This is a genomic window from Citrobacter sp. MGH110 (assembly GCF_001037515.1).
In the GTDB taxonomy this organism is placed as follows: domain Bacteria; phylum Pseudomonadota; class Gammaproteobacteria; order Enterobacterales; family Enterobacteriaceae; genus Citrobacter; species Citrobacter portucalensis.
On the sequence record NZ_KQ089830.1, the window covers coordinates 687412 to 703460 of the forward strand.

19 protein-coding genes are annotated in these 16049 nt (G+C 53.2%); 18 read left to right on the top strand and 1 reads right to left on the bottom strand.

What is annotated here, in order from left to right; all coding sequences use genetic code 11:
* Position 1: 1 nt before the first annotated feature.
* The 18 genes from SK38_RS03250 (at position 2) to SK38_RS03335 (ending at position 15623) form a co-directional block, all read left to right on the top strand.
* Positions 2-334 carry a head decoration protein gene (locus SK38_RS03250; RefSeq protein ID WP_048235156.1) on the top strand — a complete coding sequence of 111 codons (333 nt, stop codon included), beginning with the start codon at positions 2-4 and terminating at the stop codon, positions 332-334.
* Between the two features lie 67 nt (positions 335-401).
* Positions 402-1427 (top strand): major capsid protein, encoded by a 1026-nt coding sequence (locus SK38_RS03255; protein ID WP_048235157.1) that lies wholly within the window; start codon positions 402-404, stop codon positions 1425-1427.
* A gap of 45 nt (positions 1428-1472) precedes the next feature.
* Positions 1473-1877 (top strand): DNA-packaging protein FI, encoded by a 405-nt coding sequence (gene gpFI / locus SK38_RS03260; protein ID WP_048235158.1) that lies wholly within the window; start codon positions 1473-1475, stop codon positions 1875-1877.
* Positions 1878-1888: 11 nt separating this feature from the next.
* Entirely contained in the window at positions 1889-2242 is a 354-nt protein-coding gene (locus tag SK38_RS03265) for a head-tail joining protein (RefSeq protein ID WP_048235159.1), read from the top strand.
* Between the two features lie 9 nt (positions 2243-2251).
* Positions 2252-2806 carry a phage tail protein gene (locus tag SK38_RS03270; RefSeq protein ID WP_003826200.1) on the top strand — a complete coding sequence of 185 codons (555 nt, stop codon included), beginning with the start codon at positions 2252-2254 and terminating at the stop codon, positions 2804-2806.
* A complete protein-coding gene (locus SK38_RS03275; RefSeq protein ID WP_003826202.1) occupies positions 2803-3201 on the top strand; it encodes a phage minor tail U family protein in 399 nt (132 codons plus the stop codon). The genes SK38_RS03270 and SK38_RS03275 overlap by 4 nt, the downstream gene beginning before the upstream one ends.
* Positions 3202-3208: 7 nt before the next feature.
* Positions 3209-3946 (top strand): phage tail protein, encoded by a 738-nt coding sequence (locus SK38_RS03280; RefSeq protein WP_048235160.1) that lies wholly within the window; start codon positions 3209-3211, stop codon positions 3944-3946.
* Between the two features lie 37 nt (positions 3947-3983).
* On the top strand, positions 3984-4391 hold the full coding sequence (gene gpG / locus SK38_RS03285; protein ID WP_048235161.1) for a phage tail assembly chaperone G: 408 nt from the start codon (positions 3984-3986) through the stop codon (positions 4389-4391).
* 50 nt (positions 4392-4441) lie between these two features.
* Complete coding sequence (locus SK38_RS03290; protein ID WP_003826206.1) at positions 4442-4720, top strand: phage tail assembly protein T; 279 nt, start codon at positions 4442-4444, stop codon at positions 4718-4720.
* The gene (locus tag SK38_RS03295; protein WP_048235162.1) at positions 4698-7214 is read left to right on the top strand and encodes a phage tail tape measure protein; all 2517 of its coding nucleotides are present in this window, start codon (positions 4698-4700) and stop codon (positions 7212-7214) included. Before SK38_RS03290 ends, SK38_RS03295 begins: the two co-directional genes overlap by 23 nt.
* A 3-nt stretch (positions 7215-7217) precedes the next feature.
* The gene (locus SK38_RS03300; RefSeq protein ID WP_048235163.1) at positions 7218-7565 is read left to right on the top strand and encodes a phage tail protein; all 348 of its coding nucleotides are present in this window, start codon (positions 7218-7220) and stop codon (positions 7563-7565) included.
* Positions 7562-8317 (top strand): phage minor tail protein L, encoded by a 756-nt coding sequence (locus SK38_RS03305; protein WP_048235164.1) that lies wholly within the window; start codon positions 7562-7564, stop codon positions 8315-8317. Before SK38_RS03300 ends, SK38_RS03305 begins: the two co-directional genes overlap by 4 nt.
* Position 8318: 1 nt before the next feature.
* Entirely contained in the window at positions 8319-9029 is a 711-nt protein-coding gene (locus tag SK38_RS03310) for a C40 family peptidase (RefSeq protein ID WP_048235165.1), read from the top strand.
* A gap of 29 nt (positions 9030-9058) precedes the next feature.
* Positions 9059-9469 carry a hypothetical protein gene (locus SK38_RS03315; RefSeq protein ID WP_043016030.1) on the top strand — a complete coding sequence of 137 codons (411 nt, stop codon included), beginning with the start codon at positions 9059-9061 and terminating at the stop codon, positions 9467-9469.
* 53 nt (positions 9470-9522) lie between these two features.
* Positions 9523-10113 (top strand): tail assembly protein, encoded by a 591-nt coding sequence (locus SK38_RS03320; RefSeq protein WP_048235166.1) that lies wholly within the window; start codon positions 9523-9525, stop codon positions 10111-10113.
* A 55-nt stretch (positions 10114-10168) separates the two neighbouring features.
* Positions 10169-13372: a TipJ family phage tail tip protein gene (locus tag SK38_RS03325; RefSeq protein WP_048235167.1), complete on the top strand. Its 3204-nt coding sequence runs from the start codon at positions 10169-10171 to the stop codon at positions 13370-13372.
* Between the two features lies 1 nt (position 13373).
* Entirely contained in the window at positions 13374-14318 is a 945-nt protein-coding gene (locus tag SK38_RS03330; protein WP_048235168.1) for a DUF6453 family protein, read from the top strand.
* 9 nt (positions 14319-14327) lie between these two features.
* Complete coding sequence (locus tag SK38_RS03335; RefSeq protein WP_048235169.1) at positions 14328-15623, top strand: phage tail fiber protein; 1296 nt, start codon at positions 14328-14330, stop codon at positions 15621-15623.
* A 134-nt stretch (positions 15624-15757) separates the two neighbouring features.
* On the opposite strand, the gene SK38_RS03340 is transcribed toward SK38_RS03335, so the two are convergent.
* Complete coding sequence (locus SK38_RS03340; RefSeq protein ID WP_000497432.1) at positions 15758-16000, bottom strand: DinI family protein; 243 nt, start codon at positions 15998-16000, stop codon at positions 15758-15760.
* Positions 16001-16049: the final 49 nt, after the last annotated feature.

Consider the following 16049-nt stretch of genomic DNA (forward strand, 5'->3'; position numbering starts at 1 on the left):
CATGTCTAACACTGAACAATTTACGCACAATCAGCCCCTCGGGAACAGTGATCCGGCGCATACCGGTTTTGCACCTGGTGAACTGACGAAAGCAGTACCGGCGATGACGCCCCTGATGCTGGATGCCACTTCCGGCAAGCTGACCGTCTGGGATGGCCAGCATGCTGGGGCTGCCTGTGGCATTCTGGCTGTTTCCGCGGACCAGAGCAACACAGAGCTGGCATTCTATAAGTCCGGCTCTTTCCGTATTGAAAATGTGCTCTGGCCGAATGCGGTGACGGATGAACACATCAAGCGCAACGCGTTCACGGGTACAGCTATCAGCATCGTCTGACACCCGACTTAACAGTAACCATCATCCACAGAAGCCGCCATCGCGGCTTTTTTTACGGGAAAAATCTATGTCAATTTACACAACTGCCCAACTGCTGGCGGTCAATGAGAAGAAATTCAAATTCGATCCGCTTTTCCTGCGTATCTTCTTCCGTGAAAGCTACCCCTTCAGCACCGAGAAGGTGTATCTGTCGCAAATCCCGGGCATGGTCAACATGGCGCTGTACGTCTCTCCTGTTATTTCCGGCAAGGTTATCCGCTCCCGTGGTGGCGCAACGTCAGAGTTTACGCCGGGTTACGTCAAGCCAAAGCACGAGGTAAACCCGCAGATGACGCTGCGCCGCCTGCCGGATGAAGACCCGCAAAATCTGGCTGACCCGGCCTACCGCCGCCGTCGCATTATCCTGCAGAACATGAAGGATGAAGAACTGGCGATTGCTCAGGTGGAAGAGAAACAGGCTGTGGCTGCTGTTCTCAACGGTAAATACACCATGACCGGCGAAGCGTTTGAACCGGTTGAGGTGGATATGGGACGCAGTGCCGGAAACAACATCATCCAGGCAGGTGCTGCAGCCTGGAGCTCTCGCGACAAAGAAACCTATGACCCTACTGACGATATTGAAACCTATGCGCTGAACGCCAGCGGCGTGGTCAATATTATCGTCTTTGATCCGAAGGGCTGGGCGTTGTTCCGTTCATTCAAAGCGGTAAAAGAGAAGCTCGACACCCGTCGCGGTTCTAACTCTGAACTGGAAACGGCGCTGAAAGATCTGGGTGAAGCGGTCTCCTATAAGGGAATGTATGGCGATGTGGCCATTGTCGTTTACTCCGGGCAATACATTGAAGACGACACCAAAAAGAACTACCTGCCGGATTTGAGCATGGTGCTGGGTAATACCCAGGCGCGCGGTTTGCGCACCTACGGCTGCATTCAGGATGTGGATGCCCAGCGTGAAGGCATTAACGCTTCCACGCGTTATCCGAAAAACTGGGTACAGACAGGCGATCCGGCGCGTGAGTTCACCATGATCCAGTCTGCACCACTGATGCTGCTGGCTGACCCGGATGCGTTCGTGTCTGTCAAACTCGCCTGATGTCCATTCTGTGGCCCTGCGGGGCCCTGTTCCGGAGTTGTTCTTATGACAGAAAAAGAAAAGTTGATTGCGCGGCTTAATGAGCTTGGCGCGCAGCTTGGTCGGGAAGTGAATACCAGTGGCACCATTCACGAGCTCTCTATGCGCATTGCAGAGCTGGAGGAAGAACTGAATGACGGCACTGATACCGATAGTGTTGAAAATGGTGGCGTAAGTGATGGTAGTGCATCCACCGGCACCGTAGGACCCGTGCCGCCAGTGGATACTGTGTTAAGCGGTAGAACAGATGACGCGCTGATGGCCGTCGAAACGCTGGCCACGCTGCACATTGAGGCGCTGCACGCGACCCGCGAGGAACGGGTATCTATTGTGGAAGCGGGGACCGTGATTCGCGTGACACAAGCGGATGCTGACAGCCTGGTTGCACTCGGACTGGTCCGCGAGTACTAGCAGGGGGCTGTGTGGCTGATTTCGATAACCTTTTTGATGCTGCAATAACACAGGCCGATGACACTATTCGGCAGGTTATGGGGACTTCTGCAACGGTAACGTCCGGCGCGATTTTTGGCGTCACGTTGAGTGGTGTTTTCGATGATCCGGAAAATATCGGTTACGCCACACCCGGCATCCGTGTCGAGGGGACCAGCCCGTCGTTGTTTGTGAAATCAGCAACGATTGGGCAGTTGGCGCGGCTGGACACGCTGGATATTAACGGAAAACCTTTCTGGGTTGATCGTATTGGTCCTGATGACTGTGGCTCCTGCCATATCTGGCTTGGTACGGGTTCTCCTCCCGCAGCGACCCGGCGCCGTTAAGGGAAAACTATGTCTTTAAAAGGGCTTGAACAGGCTATAGCAAACCTGAACAGCATCAGCAATACGGCGGTTCCGCGGGCCTCGGCGCAGGCTGTTAACCGTGTCGCCACCCGGGCAGTCAGCCGAAGCGTTGCCGTTGTCTCGAAAGATACGCGGGTGCCACGCAAGCTGGTAAAACAACGCGCGAGGATAAAACGCGCCACGGCGAAAAAGCCGATGGCAATGATCCGCGTGAACCGGGGCAACCTGCCCGCGATAAAGCTCGGTACCGCCAGCGTACGGTTATCCCGCAGAAAACGGGACAAAAAAGGGGCCAATAGTGTGTTGCGTATTGGCCCTTTTCGTTTCCCCGGGGCCTTTATTCAACAACTGGAAAATGGTCGCTGGCATGTGATGCGAAGGACATCCAGACCCCGCTATCCGATCGAAGTGGTCAGCATTCCACTGGCAGCGCCACTGACGACCGCATTTAAAGATGAGCTGCCGAAGCTCATGGAATCGGATATGCCTAAAGAACTTCGGGCATCCCTTAAAAACCAACTCAGGCTGATTCTGAAACGATGAAACACACTGATATTAGAAAGGCGATTATTGATGCGCTGGAGAGCCATATTGGTAAAGACGCACTCTATTTTGACGGACGTCCAGCGGTACTGGAGGAGGGGGATTTTCCGGCGGTCGCTGTCTTCCTGACGGATGCCGGGTATACCGGCGAAGAACTGGATGCTGATATCTGGCAGGCCACGCTGCATATCGAAATCTTTTTACCGGCGCAGGTACCCGATTCCGAGCTCGATGACTGGATGGAGTCACGTATTTATCCGGTGCTTGGCAATGTGCCAGGACTTTCCCTCCTGATCAATAACATGGTGCAGCAGGGATATGACTACCAGCGCGATGACGATCTTGGGCTCTGGAGTTCGGCTGATCTGAAATATTCCATTACTTACGAAATGTGAGGACGTAATGACTACACCAAACCCACTGGCGCCGGTAAAGGGTGCCACCACCACGCTCTGGATTTATTCCGGATCGGGTAACCCCTTCGCCAACCCATTATCGGATGTTGACTGGACGCGCCTGGCAAAGATTAAAGACCTGCAGCCCGGTGAACTGACTGCCGAATCAAACGACGACACCTATCTGGATGATGCGGATGCTGACTGGACGTCCACTTCACAGGGCCAGAAATCGGCGGGGGAGGCCAGTTTTACGCTGGCCTGGAAACCTGCCGAGAGCGGGCAGCAGGATCTGGTTCGCTGGTTTGATGACGGTACCGTGCTGGCGTACAAAATCAAATACCCGAATGGTGCCATCGATGTGTTCCGTGGCTGGGTAAGCAGCCTGGGTAAAACGGTGACGGCAAAAGACACCATTACCCGTTCTGTCAAAATCAGCAACAACGGCAAGCCAGGTCTTGCTGAAGACAGCGCTGCTGCAGTGATTGACGTAACCGGCGTCAGCTTGGATAAATCGACCACCACCGTTGCGGTTGCTGCCACCACCACGCTGAATGTCACCGTGGCGCCAGCCAGCGCGAGCGATCAATCTTTCCGGGCCACTACCACAGATGCAGGTAAAGCCACGGTGACTGTCTCCGGTACGGTGCTGACGGTAACCGGCATTGCCGCCGGAACCGCCGACATTATCGTGATGACCAACGACGGGCTGTTTGTCGCGACCTGTAAAGTCACCATTTCCTGACCTCCGGGGCTTGTGGCCCCGCTTTCTGGAGTAATCCATGTTTTTAAAAAGTGAACCGTTCGAACGCAACGGCAAGACCGTCACGCTCTATGAACTGTCGGCGCTACAGCGTATTGAGCATCTTGAACACCTGAAGTCGCTGGAAAGTATCTCTGATGCCGATATGCAGGCGGCGATGGATATGACGATTAAATCCGGCGCACTGCTGGTGGCCATGTCTTTATGGCATGGACATCCCCTGAAAGGGACGCACAAAACGCCGAGAGAAGACGTTGAGCAGATCCAGAATGAAGTGCTGATGACCTGGCCGCTGGAGATTATTTCCGCTGCAGAGTACAGCGTAAAGCTGCTGTCCGGCATGGTGCCGCTGCAGGAAGCGAATGATCCGGAGGATGTCGCTGTGACAGAGTCGGTCAGTCTGGAAAAGTCCTCGCCAGCGAGCTGACATTCGTCCTGAAACTGGCGCGTGAATTTCGCCGCCCGGACTGGCGCGCCATGCTTGCTGGTATGTCGTCAACGGAATACGCCGACTGGCGAATGTTCTACCAGGACAATTTTTTTAATGATGTGCAACTGGATGCACATTTTTCCTCGCTGATGCATATCGTTATCACCGCGCTTGACCCCAAAACAACATCAACCCCTGCCAGCTTCAGCCTGCTTTCACCTTCAGCGGAGGATATTGCCGACGATGAACCCGGTGACGCTGTGCTGATGGCAAAGGCCGAGGGCATTTCAGGAGGTGTTCGCTATGGCCCAGACGGCAGTGGGTGACCTGGTCGTTAATCTTGATGTTAACTCGTCAAAGTTCAACGAGCAGATGGAGTACGTAAAAAGGCAGTTTAAGCAGACGGGTGACGCAGCGAATGACTCGGCGCTGAAGGTACAGCAGTCATTTACCCGCCAGGAGAGCGCCGCGAAGAAGGCCGGTATTTCTGTAGGCCAGTACAACGCGGCGATGCGTATGCTGCCTGCGCAGTTTACGGATATCGCCACCCAACTGGCCGGTGGACAGAGTCCGTGGCTTATCCTGCTGCAGCAGGGCGGTCAGGTGAAAGACTCCTTCGGCGGTATTATTCCGACCTTTCGGGCGCTGCTGGGCACCATATCGCCGGTGATGGTGGGGGTTGGCGCGCTGGCTGCCGCCACTGGCGCGGTGGTTTACGCATGGTATCAGGGCTCGTCCACGCTGTCTGATTTCAATAAAACGCTGGTTCTGTCCGGTAATACTGCCGGGCTGACCTCAAACCGCATGCTGGTGCTGGCGAAATCTGGCGAGCAGGCGGGACTCACGTTTAACCAGACCAGCAGTGCGCTGACGGAGCTGGTTAACGCCGGAGTGCGTGCCGGTGCCCGGTTCGATGAGATGAGCCAGGCGGTAGCGAAATTCACCGATGCGTCGGGTGTGCCGGTCGATAAGGTGGCAGCGGCATTCGGCAAACTGACGAACGATCCGACCTCTGGTCTGATTGCCATGGCGCAGCAGTTTCACAACGTTACAGCGGAACAGATTGCTTATGTGGCGCAGCTGCAGCGTGCCGGTGATGAGGCCGGGGCTCTACAGGCAGCTAATGATGCGGCGACGAACGGTTTTCGCGAGCAGACAAAGAGTCTGCGCGACAATATGGGGTCAATTGAGACTGCTGCCGACAGCCTGAAGCGTGCCTTTAAATCGATGTGGGATGCGGCGCTCGATATCGGGCGGCCTGACACCACGCAGGAGATGGTTGCCAAAGCGGAAGCGGCCTTTAAGCGGGCGGATGAAATCTGGAATCTGCGTAAAGGTGATGCTTATGTCAATGATGATGCGCGCGCCAGCTACTGGAACGATCGGGAATCTGCACGCCTTGCACTGGAAATGGCGCAACAGCAGGCCAGTGTGGCAAAGGCAACTGAGGATAACGCCGCGCGCGAGGCGGTGATTGAATCTGACCGCCAGAAGTATGCCGCGCAGGCGCAGTCGAATTATGCAAAGACGCAGACTGCGCTGGAGAAGTACACGGCCCGTCAGAATGAACTGAACAAGGCGCTGAAAGACGGTCGGATCCTGCAGGCTGACTACAACATCAATCTGGAAGCTGCGAAAAAAGAATACGACGACTCGCTGAAGAAACCCAAAGCCCCTTCAGCGGTAAAAACACCTGCAGGTGTAAAAAGTGTCGATACTGCCAGCGCGCAGACGCTGGAGCTGGAGGCGCAGTTACGCACTCTGCAGGAGCATAAGAGCATCACAGATACCATCAGCCAGCAGCGGCAGGAATTGTGGAAACAACAATCCCGCTTTTCGGTGCTGGAAGAGGCCGCCAAAAAGCGCGCACTAACCGCCGATGAAAAATCGGTGCTGGCGAACAAAGACGAGGTACTGGCGCGGGCCGAAGTGAATGCCCGGTTGGGCGATCAGATTGTTGCCCAGGAACGGTTAAACCGCCTGCAGGACAGCTCGCAGAAGTACGTTACCCAGATTGGGGAGAAAACCCGGGCGCTTGTGGCCGGGGGCAGCATGAGTAGTCGCGGCGCGCAGCGGCAAAACGAAGAGGCACAGCTGCGGCAGGGCTGGATGAATGCCGGCGGTACGGACACCGATCAGGGTTATCAGAACGAACTGGATGCACTGAAGAAATATTATGCCGCGCAGGACGAGCTACGTGGCAACTGGCAGGCCGGGGCGAAATCAGCGTGGGCTGACTATGCCGATTCAGCAGCTGATGCCTATGGTTCGATGAAGTCCGCTGCTTCAGCCACATTCGATGGTATCAGCCAGAATATGGCCGATATGCTGACGACAGGGAAAGCAAACTGGGCAGATTTCACCCGTTCCACGTTGTCGATGCTGACGCAGATCCTGATGAAGCAGGCCATGGCCGGCCTGGTCAGTTCTGCCACGTCAGCGCTGGGTTTTGCTAGTGGTGGTTATACCGGGTCCGGCGGCAAGTATGAGCCTGCAGGTGTGGTGCACCGTGGAGAGTTTGTCTTTACTCAGGAAGCCACCAACCGAATCGGTGTCGGCAACCTTTATCGCATGATGCGCGGCTATGCGACTGGTGGTCTGGTCGGGGGGAGTGGCGGTGGCGTTGCTTCTCCTTTTGGTGTCAGCGTGTATGCGCCGGTTTCGGTTACAACAGGCCAGGGGGATTCCGGTCAGCAGAAAGGAAGCGGCGATGCGCTGGGGAAAGCCTATCAGCAGGTGATCAACAGCTCCGTCAGGGAAGGTATCACCAGAGAAGTCCGGCCCGGTGGCATCATCTGGAATGCAACAAAACAGAGGTAAGCAATGGCGATCGAGCATTTTGCATGGCGGATTAAAGCATCCAGCCAGCCGACCCTGAAAAGTAAGGATACCGTCCGCACGGCACAGTTTGGTGATGGCTATAAGCAAGTGTCAGGTGCCGGGCTGAATGATGAAACGCTCAGTTATGAGTTTTTATTTACCGGCGAACCGCAAACCGTCCGGGATATTTATGCTTTCCTGCGGCGCCATAAGACGAAATCATTTTCGTTTACCCCGCCAGGCGGTGATCTTGCGCTGTGGCGCGTTGAGGCAGACAGCCTGCAGCGCGTCACCAAAAGTAAAACGGTGGAAACCGTTTCGGCCACGTTTGAACAGGCATTTGCACCATGAGCTTAAACAGTGATTATCAGAAACTTGAGCCGGGCAATGCTGTCCGGCTTTTTGATGTCGATGGCACCGCATTTGGTGTTTCCGACGTTCTCCGCTTCCACGCCCACAATATTGCCCACACTCCCGATGAAATCGCCGCTGCTGGTGGCGATGAAAATAAACTACCGGCGAAATCGATCTGGTGGCAGGGGCAGGAATATAAAGCCTGGCCTTGTCAGATAGAGGGTATTGAGACGGCGACCGACGGGACCAGCGCGCAGCCAACGCTCTCGGTCGCTAACCTGGATAGTTCCATTACGGCGTTGTGTCTTGCTTATGATGACCTGCTGCAGGCAAAGGTCACTGTTCATGACACGCTGGCGCAGTATCTGGATGCGAAAAACTATCCGGGGGGCAACCCGTCGGCGGATCCTCAGCAGGAAAAGCTGAAGGTGTTTTACATTGACGCCAAGAGCACTGAAACCAACGAGGTGGTGGCGTTTACGTTGTCCAGTCCGATGGACCTGCAGGGGCTGATGATCCCGACGCGCCAGCTACATTCGCTTTGTACCTGGTGTATCCGTAACAAATACCGCTCAGGTGATGGATGCGACTATGCCGGGACGCGCTATTTCGACAAGCACAACAACCCTGTCAACGATCCGTCACTCGATGAATGTCCCGGTACGCTCACTGCGTGCAAGTTGAGACATGGCGAGGGGAACGAGTTGCCGTTTGGTGGTTTCCCTGGCACATCCCTGCTCAGGAGCTGATATGCGTCAGAAAATTATCGATGCCACTATGGCGCATGCTGCTGCTGAATATCCGCGCGAATGCTGCGGCGTGGTGGTGCAAAAAAACAGGGTGCAGCGGTACATTCCCTGCCGTAATCTGGCAACCGATCCGACAGAGCATTTCCACCTGTCGCCGGAAGATTATGCCGCTGCCGAAGACTGGGGAACAGTGATTGCCATTGTCCACAGCCACCCGGATGCCACGACTCAGCCAAGTGAACTGGATAAGGCTCAGTGCGACGCTACACTGCTTCCGTGGCATATCGTCAGTTGGCCAGAAGGGGATTTACGCACCATTCAGCCGCGGGGCGAATTACCGCTGCTGGAACGACCGTTTGTTCTTGGTCATTTTGACTGCTGGGGACTGGTGATGAGCTATTTCCGGCAAACGCATGGTATTGAACTGAAGGACTATCGCGTCGATTATCCTTGGTGGGAAGACAGTTACCCCGAAAATTTCTACCACGATTGCTGGTATGAATGCGGATTCCGTGAATTCAGCGGCGCGCCACAGCCTGGGGACATGGTCATCATGCAGGTCCAGGCCAACAAGTGGAACCATGCAGGGATCCTGCTGGAAGGTAACATGTTACTCCACCATCTTTATGGCCATTTGAGTCAGCGTGTGCCATATGGGGGATACTGGCAGGAACGGACGATGAAGGTTCTACGGTATAAGTCTCTGTGCTAACCTTTTGCAAAACCAAAGGGGATAGGGATATGAAAAAGACTTTGCTGCTTCTAATCGCAATAGCTGTTGCGGGCTGTTCAACTGAACCAGTTCTTCCACAAAATGCAAAAGAAGTTGATGCCGCGGTTGAATTTCATCAAAAACCAAATACGACAGAAGTTACCATCATTCGTGATAAAGGGTTTGTAGCTGGAGGGTGTGCTATCACATCCTATGTGAATGGCGTGCCAGTTGCTGAACTTGAAACAGGGGAAAAAGTTAGAGCTTATTTACCAGCGGGTGAAATAATTATTGGTGCTGGATTCGCTGGAAAGGGGCTATGTAGTGGAGCACCAAAAAAAGAGCGGGAGTTTATAATCAAACCTGACACACCGAGGGTGTTAAGAATATTCACGGATCAAAGTGGTAATGTTGATATTTTACCAATGACTGTAAATTGAAATATATTAAATATGAGAACCACCTTCGGGTGGTTTTTTTATGGGAGTAACAAATGCAAGAAGTAATGACTCAAATTGAGCTACATGGGCATTTGGGAAAAACCTTTGGTAAGGTTCACCATCGCTTGATTAGCACTACTCACGAGGCATGCAGGGCGCTATCTGCCACTATTAAAGGCTTCGAGCAGTACATGCACACCAGTAAACAGCGAGGTCTGACCTTTGCGGTATTTCGTGGAAAGAAAAATATTGGGGAAGATGATTTAGGTTTCCCGGTGACTGGTGAAGTAATCAGAATTGTTCCAGTTACTATAGGTAGTAAAAAATCCGGTGTCCTTCAGACAATCCTAGGCGCAGTATTAGTAGCTGTTGGTGTAGTTCTAAATTTTACGCCTTTTGCAGCGGCCTCGCCTTTCTTCTATCAGGCTGGTGGTGCGTTGATCATTGGTGGCGTTGTTCAAATGCTTTCACCTCAACCGTCGGGTCTTGCCAGTAAGCAAAGTGCAGATAACCGCGCTTCATATGCTTTCGGTGGGGTGACAAATACTGCCGCACAAGGTTATCCGGTCCCGCTTCTTTATGGTCGCAGACGCATTGGCGGGGCGATCATCTCTGCTGGTATATACGTCGAAGACCAGCAATAACCAAAATAATCTTCCTTTCAGGCTACCAGATGGTGGCTTTTTTTATGGGCGCAATATGGCTACAACAACCCAGATTAAAGGCCGCAAGGGCGGCAGTTCCAGTTCCCGAACCCCTACCGAACAGCCTGATGATCTGCAATCTGTAGCGAAGGCCAAAATCCTCGTTGCGCTTGGGGAAGGGGAATTTGCAGGGCAATTAACCGGAAAAAATATCTACCTGGACGGCACGGCGCTGGAAAACGCCGATGGCTCCCAAAACTTTAGCGGCGTGACGTGGGAGTTTCGCGCGGGAACTCAGGCACAAAATTACATTCAGGGCATTCCCGGTACCGAAAACGAAATCAACGTTGGAACTGAATTATCAAGCGCAACAGCCTGGACGCGTACCTTCACCAACACCCAACTATCAGCCGTTCGCCTGCGACTGAAATGGCCTTCTCTGTTTAAGCAGGAGGACAACGGCGATCTGGTAGGGTATTCCATCAATTATGCAATAGACCTGCAAACTGATGGTGGGACCTGGCAAACCGTTCTTAATACCAGCGTAACCGGCAAAACAACGTCTGGTTATGAGCGCAGCCACCGTATTGATTTACCGCAGGCTGGCAGCACCTGGACAATCCGACTGCGTAAGATTACCGCTGATGCAAACAGCGCTAAGATCGGCGACACGATGACGCTGCAAAGCTTCACGGAAGTGATTGATGCCAAGCTGCGCTATCCGAACACAGCGCTGCTGTACATCGAATTCGACTCAAGTCAGTTCAATGGTTCGATTCCACAGATATCCTGTGAACCACGTGGCCGGGTGATCCGCGTGCCTGATAACTATGACCCCGATACGCGGACTTATAGTGGTACATGGCAGGGCGCGTTTAAGTGGGCCTGGACCGATAACCCGGCGTGGATATTTTACGATCTGGTGATTACCGATCGCTTTGGTCTGGGTAATCGCCTGAGTGCAGCCAACATCGATAAATGGACGTTGTACCAGGTATCGCAGTATTGCGATCAGCCGGTACCGGATGGAAAGGGTGGAAGCGGGACAGAGCCACGCTATACCTGTAACGTCTATGTTCAGGAGAGGAATGACGCTTACACTGTGCTGCGTGACTTTGCGGCTATATTCCGGGGTATGACGTACTGGGGCGGTGATCAGATTGTGGCGCTTGCCGATATGCCGAGAGATGTGGATTACGCTTACACCCGCGCTAACGTTATCGACGGACGCTTTACCTATTCCAGCAGCACGACAAAAATGCGGTATACCACAGCGCTGGTTTCCTGGTCTGATCCGGGTAACGCCTATGCGGATGCGATGGAGCCGGTATTTGAGCAGCCTCTGGTAGCCCGGTACGGATTTAATCAGCTGGAAATGACAGCCATCGGCTGTACCCGGCAATCAGAAGCGAACCGAAAGGGGCGCTGGGGTATTCTCACCAACAATAAGGATCGTGTTGTTTCGTTTGATGTTGGCCTGGACGGAAACATTCCGCAGCCGGGATTCATCATCGCCGTGTCAGACGAGCTTCTGTCCGGCAAAGTTATGGGTGGCCGCATCAGTGCTGTTAACGGTCGCGTGATAAAACTTGACCGCGTAGCTGATGCAGCAGCAGGCGATCGCCTTATTATCAATCTTCCCTCCGGTGCGTCACAGAGCAGGACTATTCAGGCGATTAATGGGGAATCAGTCACAGTCACCACGGCATACAGTGAGACACCACAGGCCGAAGCTGTATGGGTGGTTGAGTCAGATGAACTCTACGCCCAGCAGTATCGAGTTGTCGGCGTCTCCGATAATGATGATGGCACTTTCTCTATTACCGGCGCATGGCATGACCCGGATAAATATGCCCGTATCGATACCGGAGCCATCATTGACCAGAGGCCCGTGAGTGTAATCCCGCCGGGTAACCAGTCGCCGCCGGCTAACATTGTGATCAGCTCGTTTTCAGTGGTGCAGCAGAATATCAGCGTCGAAACCATGCGTGTGAGCTGGGATCAGGCGCAGAATGCTATCGCCTACGAGGCACAGTGGCGCCGCAATGATGGTAACTGGGTAAACGTGCCGCGCAGCTCCACCACCTCATTTGATGTATCGGGTATTTATGCAGGGCGCTACCTCGTGCGTGTGCGCGCCATTAACGCCTCTGAAATATCCTCTGGCTGGGGCTACTCCGAAGAGAAAATGCTGACGGGCAAGGTAGGAAATCCACCGAAACCTGTCGGCTTTGCGACAACGCCGATCAACTGGGGGATTCGTCTGAACTGGGGATTCCCGGCTAATACCGGGGACACGCTGAAAACGGAAATTCAGTACACCGCGAACAGTGATTTCTCAAATCCCCTATTGTTGTCGGATGTGCCTTATCCGTCTGCCGAATACACCCAACTGGGGCTGAAGGCGGGGCAGGAATTCTGGTACCGCGCGCAACTGGTAGACAGAACGGGTAATGAATCAGGGTGGACCGACTGGGTTCGTGGTGAATCTAATGCGAATGCTGACGACTACCTGGGCGATATTGCTGATGACTTCCTGACATCTGCCGACGGTGACCGCCTGACCGGCGACATTGATACCAATCTTGAAGCCGCATTGCAGAACGCGCTGGCCAACCATGCAACCGTGGAACACCAGTGGGCGCAGTACGGCGAGGTACGCGCGGATATTCTGGTGGTTAAAACGACCATTGCGCAGGTCGATAAGGCCATGGCTGAAATGTCGACGCAGGTGCAGGCGCAGATTAAAGATGTAACCGCCTCGCTTGAGGATAAGCTCACTGCCACCGTTGATGCTACAAGTGCTACGGCCATTCATACCCTGAAAGTCGGAGTGCGCATCAACGATATTTTTTACGGTGCCGGGATGTCGATTGCCGTGCTGGCCGAAGCGGGTAAGCCGGTAGTCACCCGTGTCGGCTTTAACGCCAATCAGTTCGTCCTGATGAGTGGCAGCGGTGATACGCAATATTCACCGTTTGCGGTGGTCAATGGTCAGGTCTTTATCAGCGATGCGTTTATTCAGAATGGCAGTATCACCAATGCCAAAATTGGTGATTATATCCAGTCGAATAACTTCGTAGCGGGTTCAACAGGCTGGCGCATTGATAAGAATGGAAACGCTGAATTACATGGGAAGTTATACGCTGACAGTGGCCAGTTTGCATTTAATGGCACCAATAACACTGTCGTCATCAACGGGAATGGGCTGACGGTCAATTTGTCCGGTGGTGGTCGGGTTGTAGTCGGGAGGTGGTGATATGCCGGAGGGGATATTAATCGACTATAACGATGGCCGTCCGGCAATGGCAATTACTGCGGGGCTGCGTGCCCCCAGTTTTTGTACATCGTTCTCGGGCTGGTCATCCCAGTTCATGCAGTACCCGGTCAATACGCCACTCGTTCCTGGCTCACAGGCTATCGTTGTGCCAACTAACCCCATTTACATCTATTCCTATGCTGAATTTGATGTGGCCATTATGACCAGCGTCACCCGAAACGGTGATTCCGGGGTGATTATCGGGGCTGAGACCATCGGCGGAAAAAGTCTTGTCCCTGACTGGTCTGGTCACGTCATGGAGCTGCTGCCTGCGGCGACGTATAACGAAGGATTACTGGTTTCAAACTCGACTGACTTCACCGCTATATCCAATCAGGCCGCGCTGATGACGTGCGCATGGTCCGGACGCATTACGGTTAACGGCAGTGCTGCGCTTCCGGTGAGCGGTATTCCTTTCGGTAAATGGGATAACCCGAATGTGTCGGTGGGGTTTGATGGCACCAGTATCATCGTGCGCGACATTTCCTACACAGGGCGGGATGACGTGGCCGGAACTGCGACGATTGACCTGGTGATATTCAATCAGACAGCACCTGTCGGCGGCGACGGTATCACGATGACCAACGCCGCAGGCCAGGTAACGTTCTCCACGCTGAAACGCCCCTTTGTATATGACCGTCAAATCCAGATTACCGACGCATTCCAGGATATAGGCGGCGGGTTCTGCCAGATAGTCTATACCGGCGTTCAGGTACGAATGATTGGTGGATGGGGAAATATCAGAACCAAAGGCGTAGTCATGTCAGGCGGTAGCGTCAGGTCAGCCTACAACAAAGTGTTTGCGGACCGTAACTCCGGTTCATGGGATATGACCCGAAACAGAAATATCGCCATGCCCATTCTAATTCTTCCGAATATGTACTGAGGAAAAACTATGTCAGCAGGAACCTTAACCATGACGAATAACTCTGCTGCGGTCGCTGGCAGCGGGACCGCATTTACCACCGAGGTGGCGGCCGGGGATTTTATTGTTGTTACAGTGGGCGGTATTCCTTACACCCTCCCGGTTAAGACCGTCAACAGCAATACATCACTGACTCTGGTAAGCAATTTCACCGGGCCAACACAATCTGGCGCGGCCTGGTCAGCTGTTCCCCGTGTGGCGCTGAATATGGTCACCGCAGCGCTGGTGGCACAAAGTGCAGAAGCCCTGCGCGGACTGAACTACGACAAACAGAACTGGCAAAGCATTTTTAGTGGAAGCGGAAATGCCACTGTTAAGTTGCCTGATGGCAGTTCATTTACAGGACCTGCATGGGGAGGGATAGCCACTACATTAAGTGGCATTAATCAGTCTATAAGTGACATAGGTAAGACACTTGGTGAGAAAGCAGATAAAAACTCCCTCGGAACTGCGGCCGCAAAAGATATTATCACCAGCGCTACAGATTTGACTCAGGGAAGGGTATTAACAACAGGGGCATTTGGGTTAGGACGATACAAGATAGCCACCAATGCTGAGCTTAATTCGGCCGCGTCGGGAACCATGTTCTTTGCATATGGTGGCGGTGGTTTTTACACCGATTATGGTGTGGGGGTAAAGATTAACTACCTGGACACGATAAATTGCCAGCTCTTCATGGGGGCGGGTAATTTAAAGTTAATGGGGTTTTCGCAACCTAATGGTGGCGCAGCACAGGCATGTACTTTTTACAGTACAGCAAACACCACAAAAGCCGCTGATGGTACCCTGAAAGCTGCATCTCCAGTAGTCAGGTTGTTTTCTGACGGACGTGCTGAAACAAACGAGGAGGCAGAAGGCTGTGCCGTTACCCGCGTGTCGGTCGGTGAATATCTGATAAATGGTTGTATGGGCCTGAATGCTGATGCAGCCTGGGGAGGTATTGATGGCGGATTTGATATTCCCAAAGATCGAAACAGGCAGCCACTGATATGGCTGGACTATAAGGTTAATGCCGACGGTTCGGTACTTGTGAAGACCTATCACCGTACTCACTCAAATGCTCCTGAGTTTATACGAAATGCACGTAATGAGCGCAATGACGTAATGGACGGAGCTCCGGTTGATATTCCTGCCGATCAGTTTGTTTCGGTTCGTGTTGAGATGCCGCAGAACAGCATCTGGAACCAGAAACAGAATGATATGCAGGAGGCGATGGAAAAAACTGAACGTGAGCGCCAGCAAAATCAGCAGGATACCCAGCCGTAAAAATGATGGTTGCCGCAATCACACCGTATGCAAGAGCATGATTGCGGCCAACTGGCGAACGTTCGATAGTGCGAGTATTGAATGATTGCCAGTCACGGCGGATTGTACTTTAGCAATATGACGGTTCAAGGCGTTTAATCTGAAACCAGCCACATATCAGCCTCTTCAAACATTTCCTGAACAGTACGGCTTATCTGTTCTTTCTCATGCTTGCTGGCGTCAGTGTTGATCGCCGGCAGTGTCATCATCGGCTTAACCCGAACATCAGCATCGGGGAAGATCCGGTGAACCCTCCTGGTCAATTCGCCCAGAATGATATCTTTTGCACCGGGCAGACCATCAAAATTCCTTTTGTCATAAACGAGTTCCACGAACATGCTTTAACTCCTCTTTACTGTGTTTAATGTCAGTATATACTGTATATAT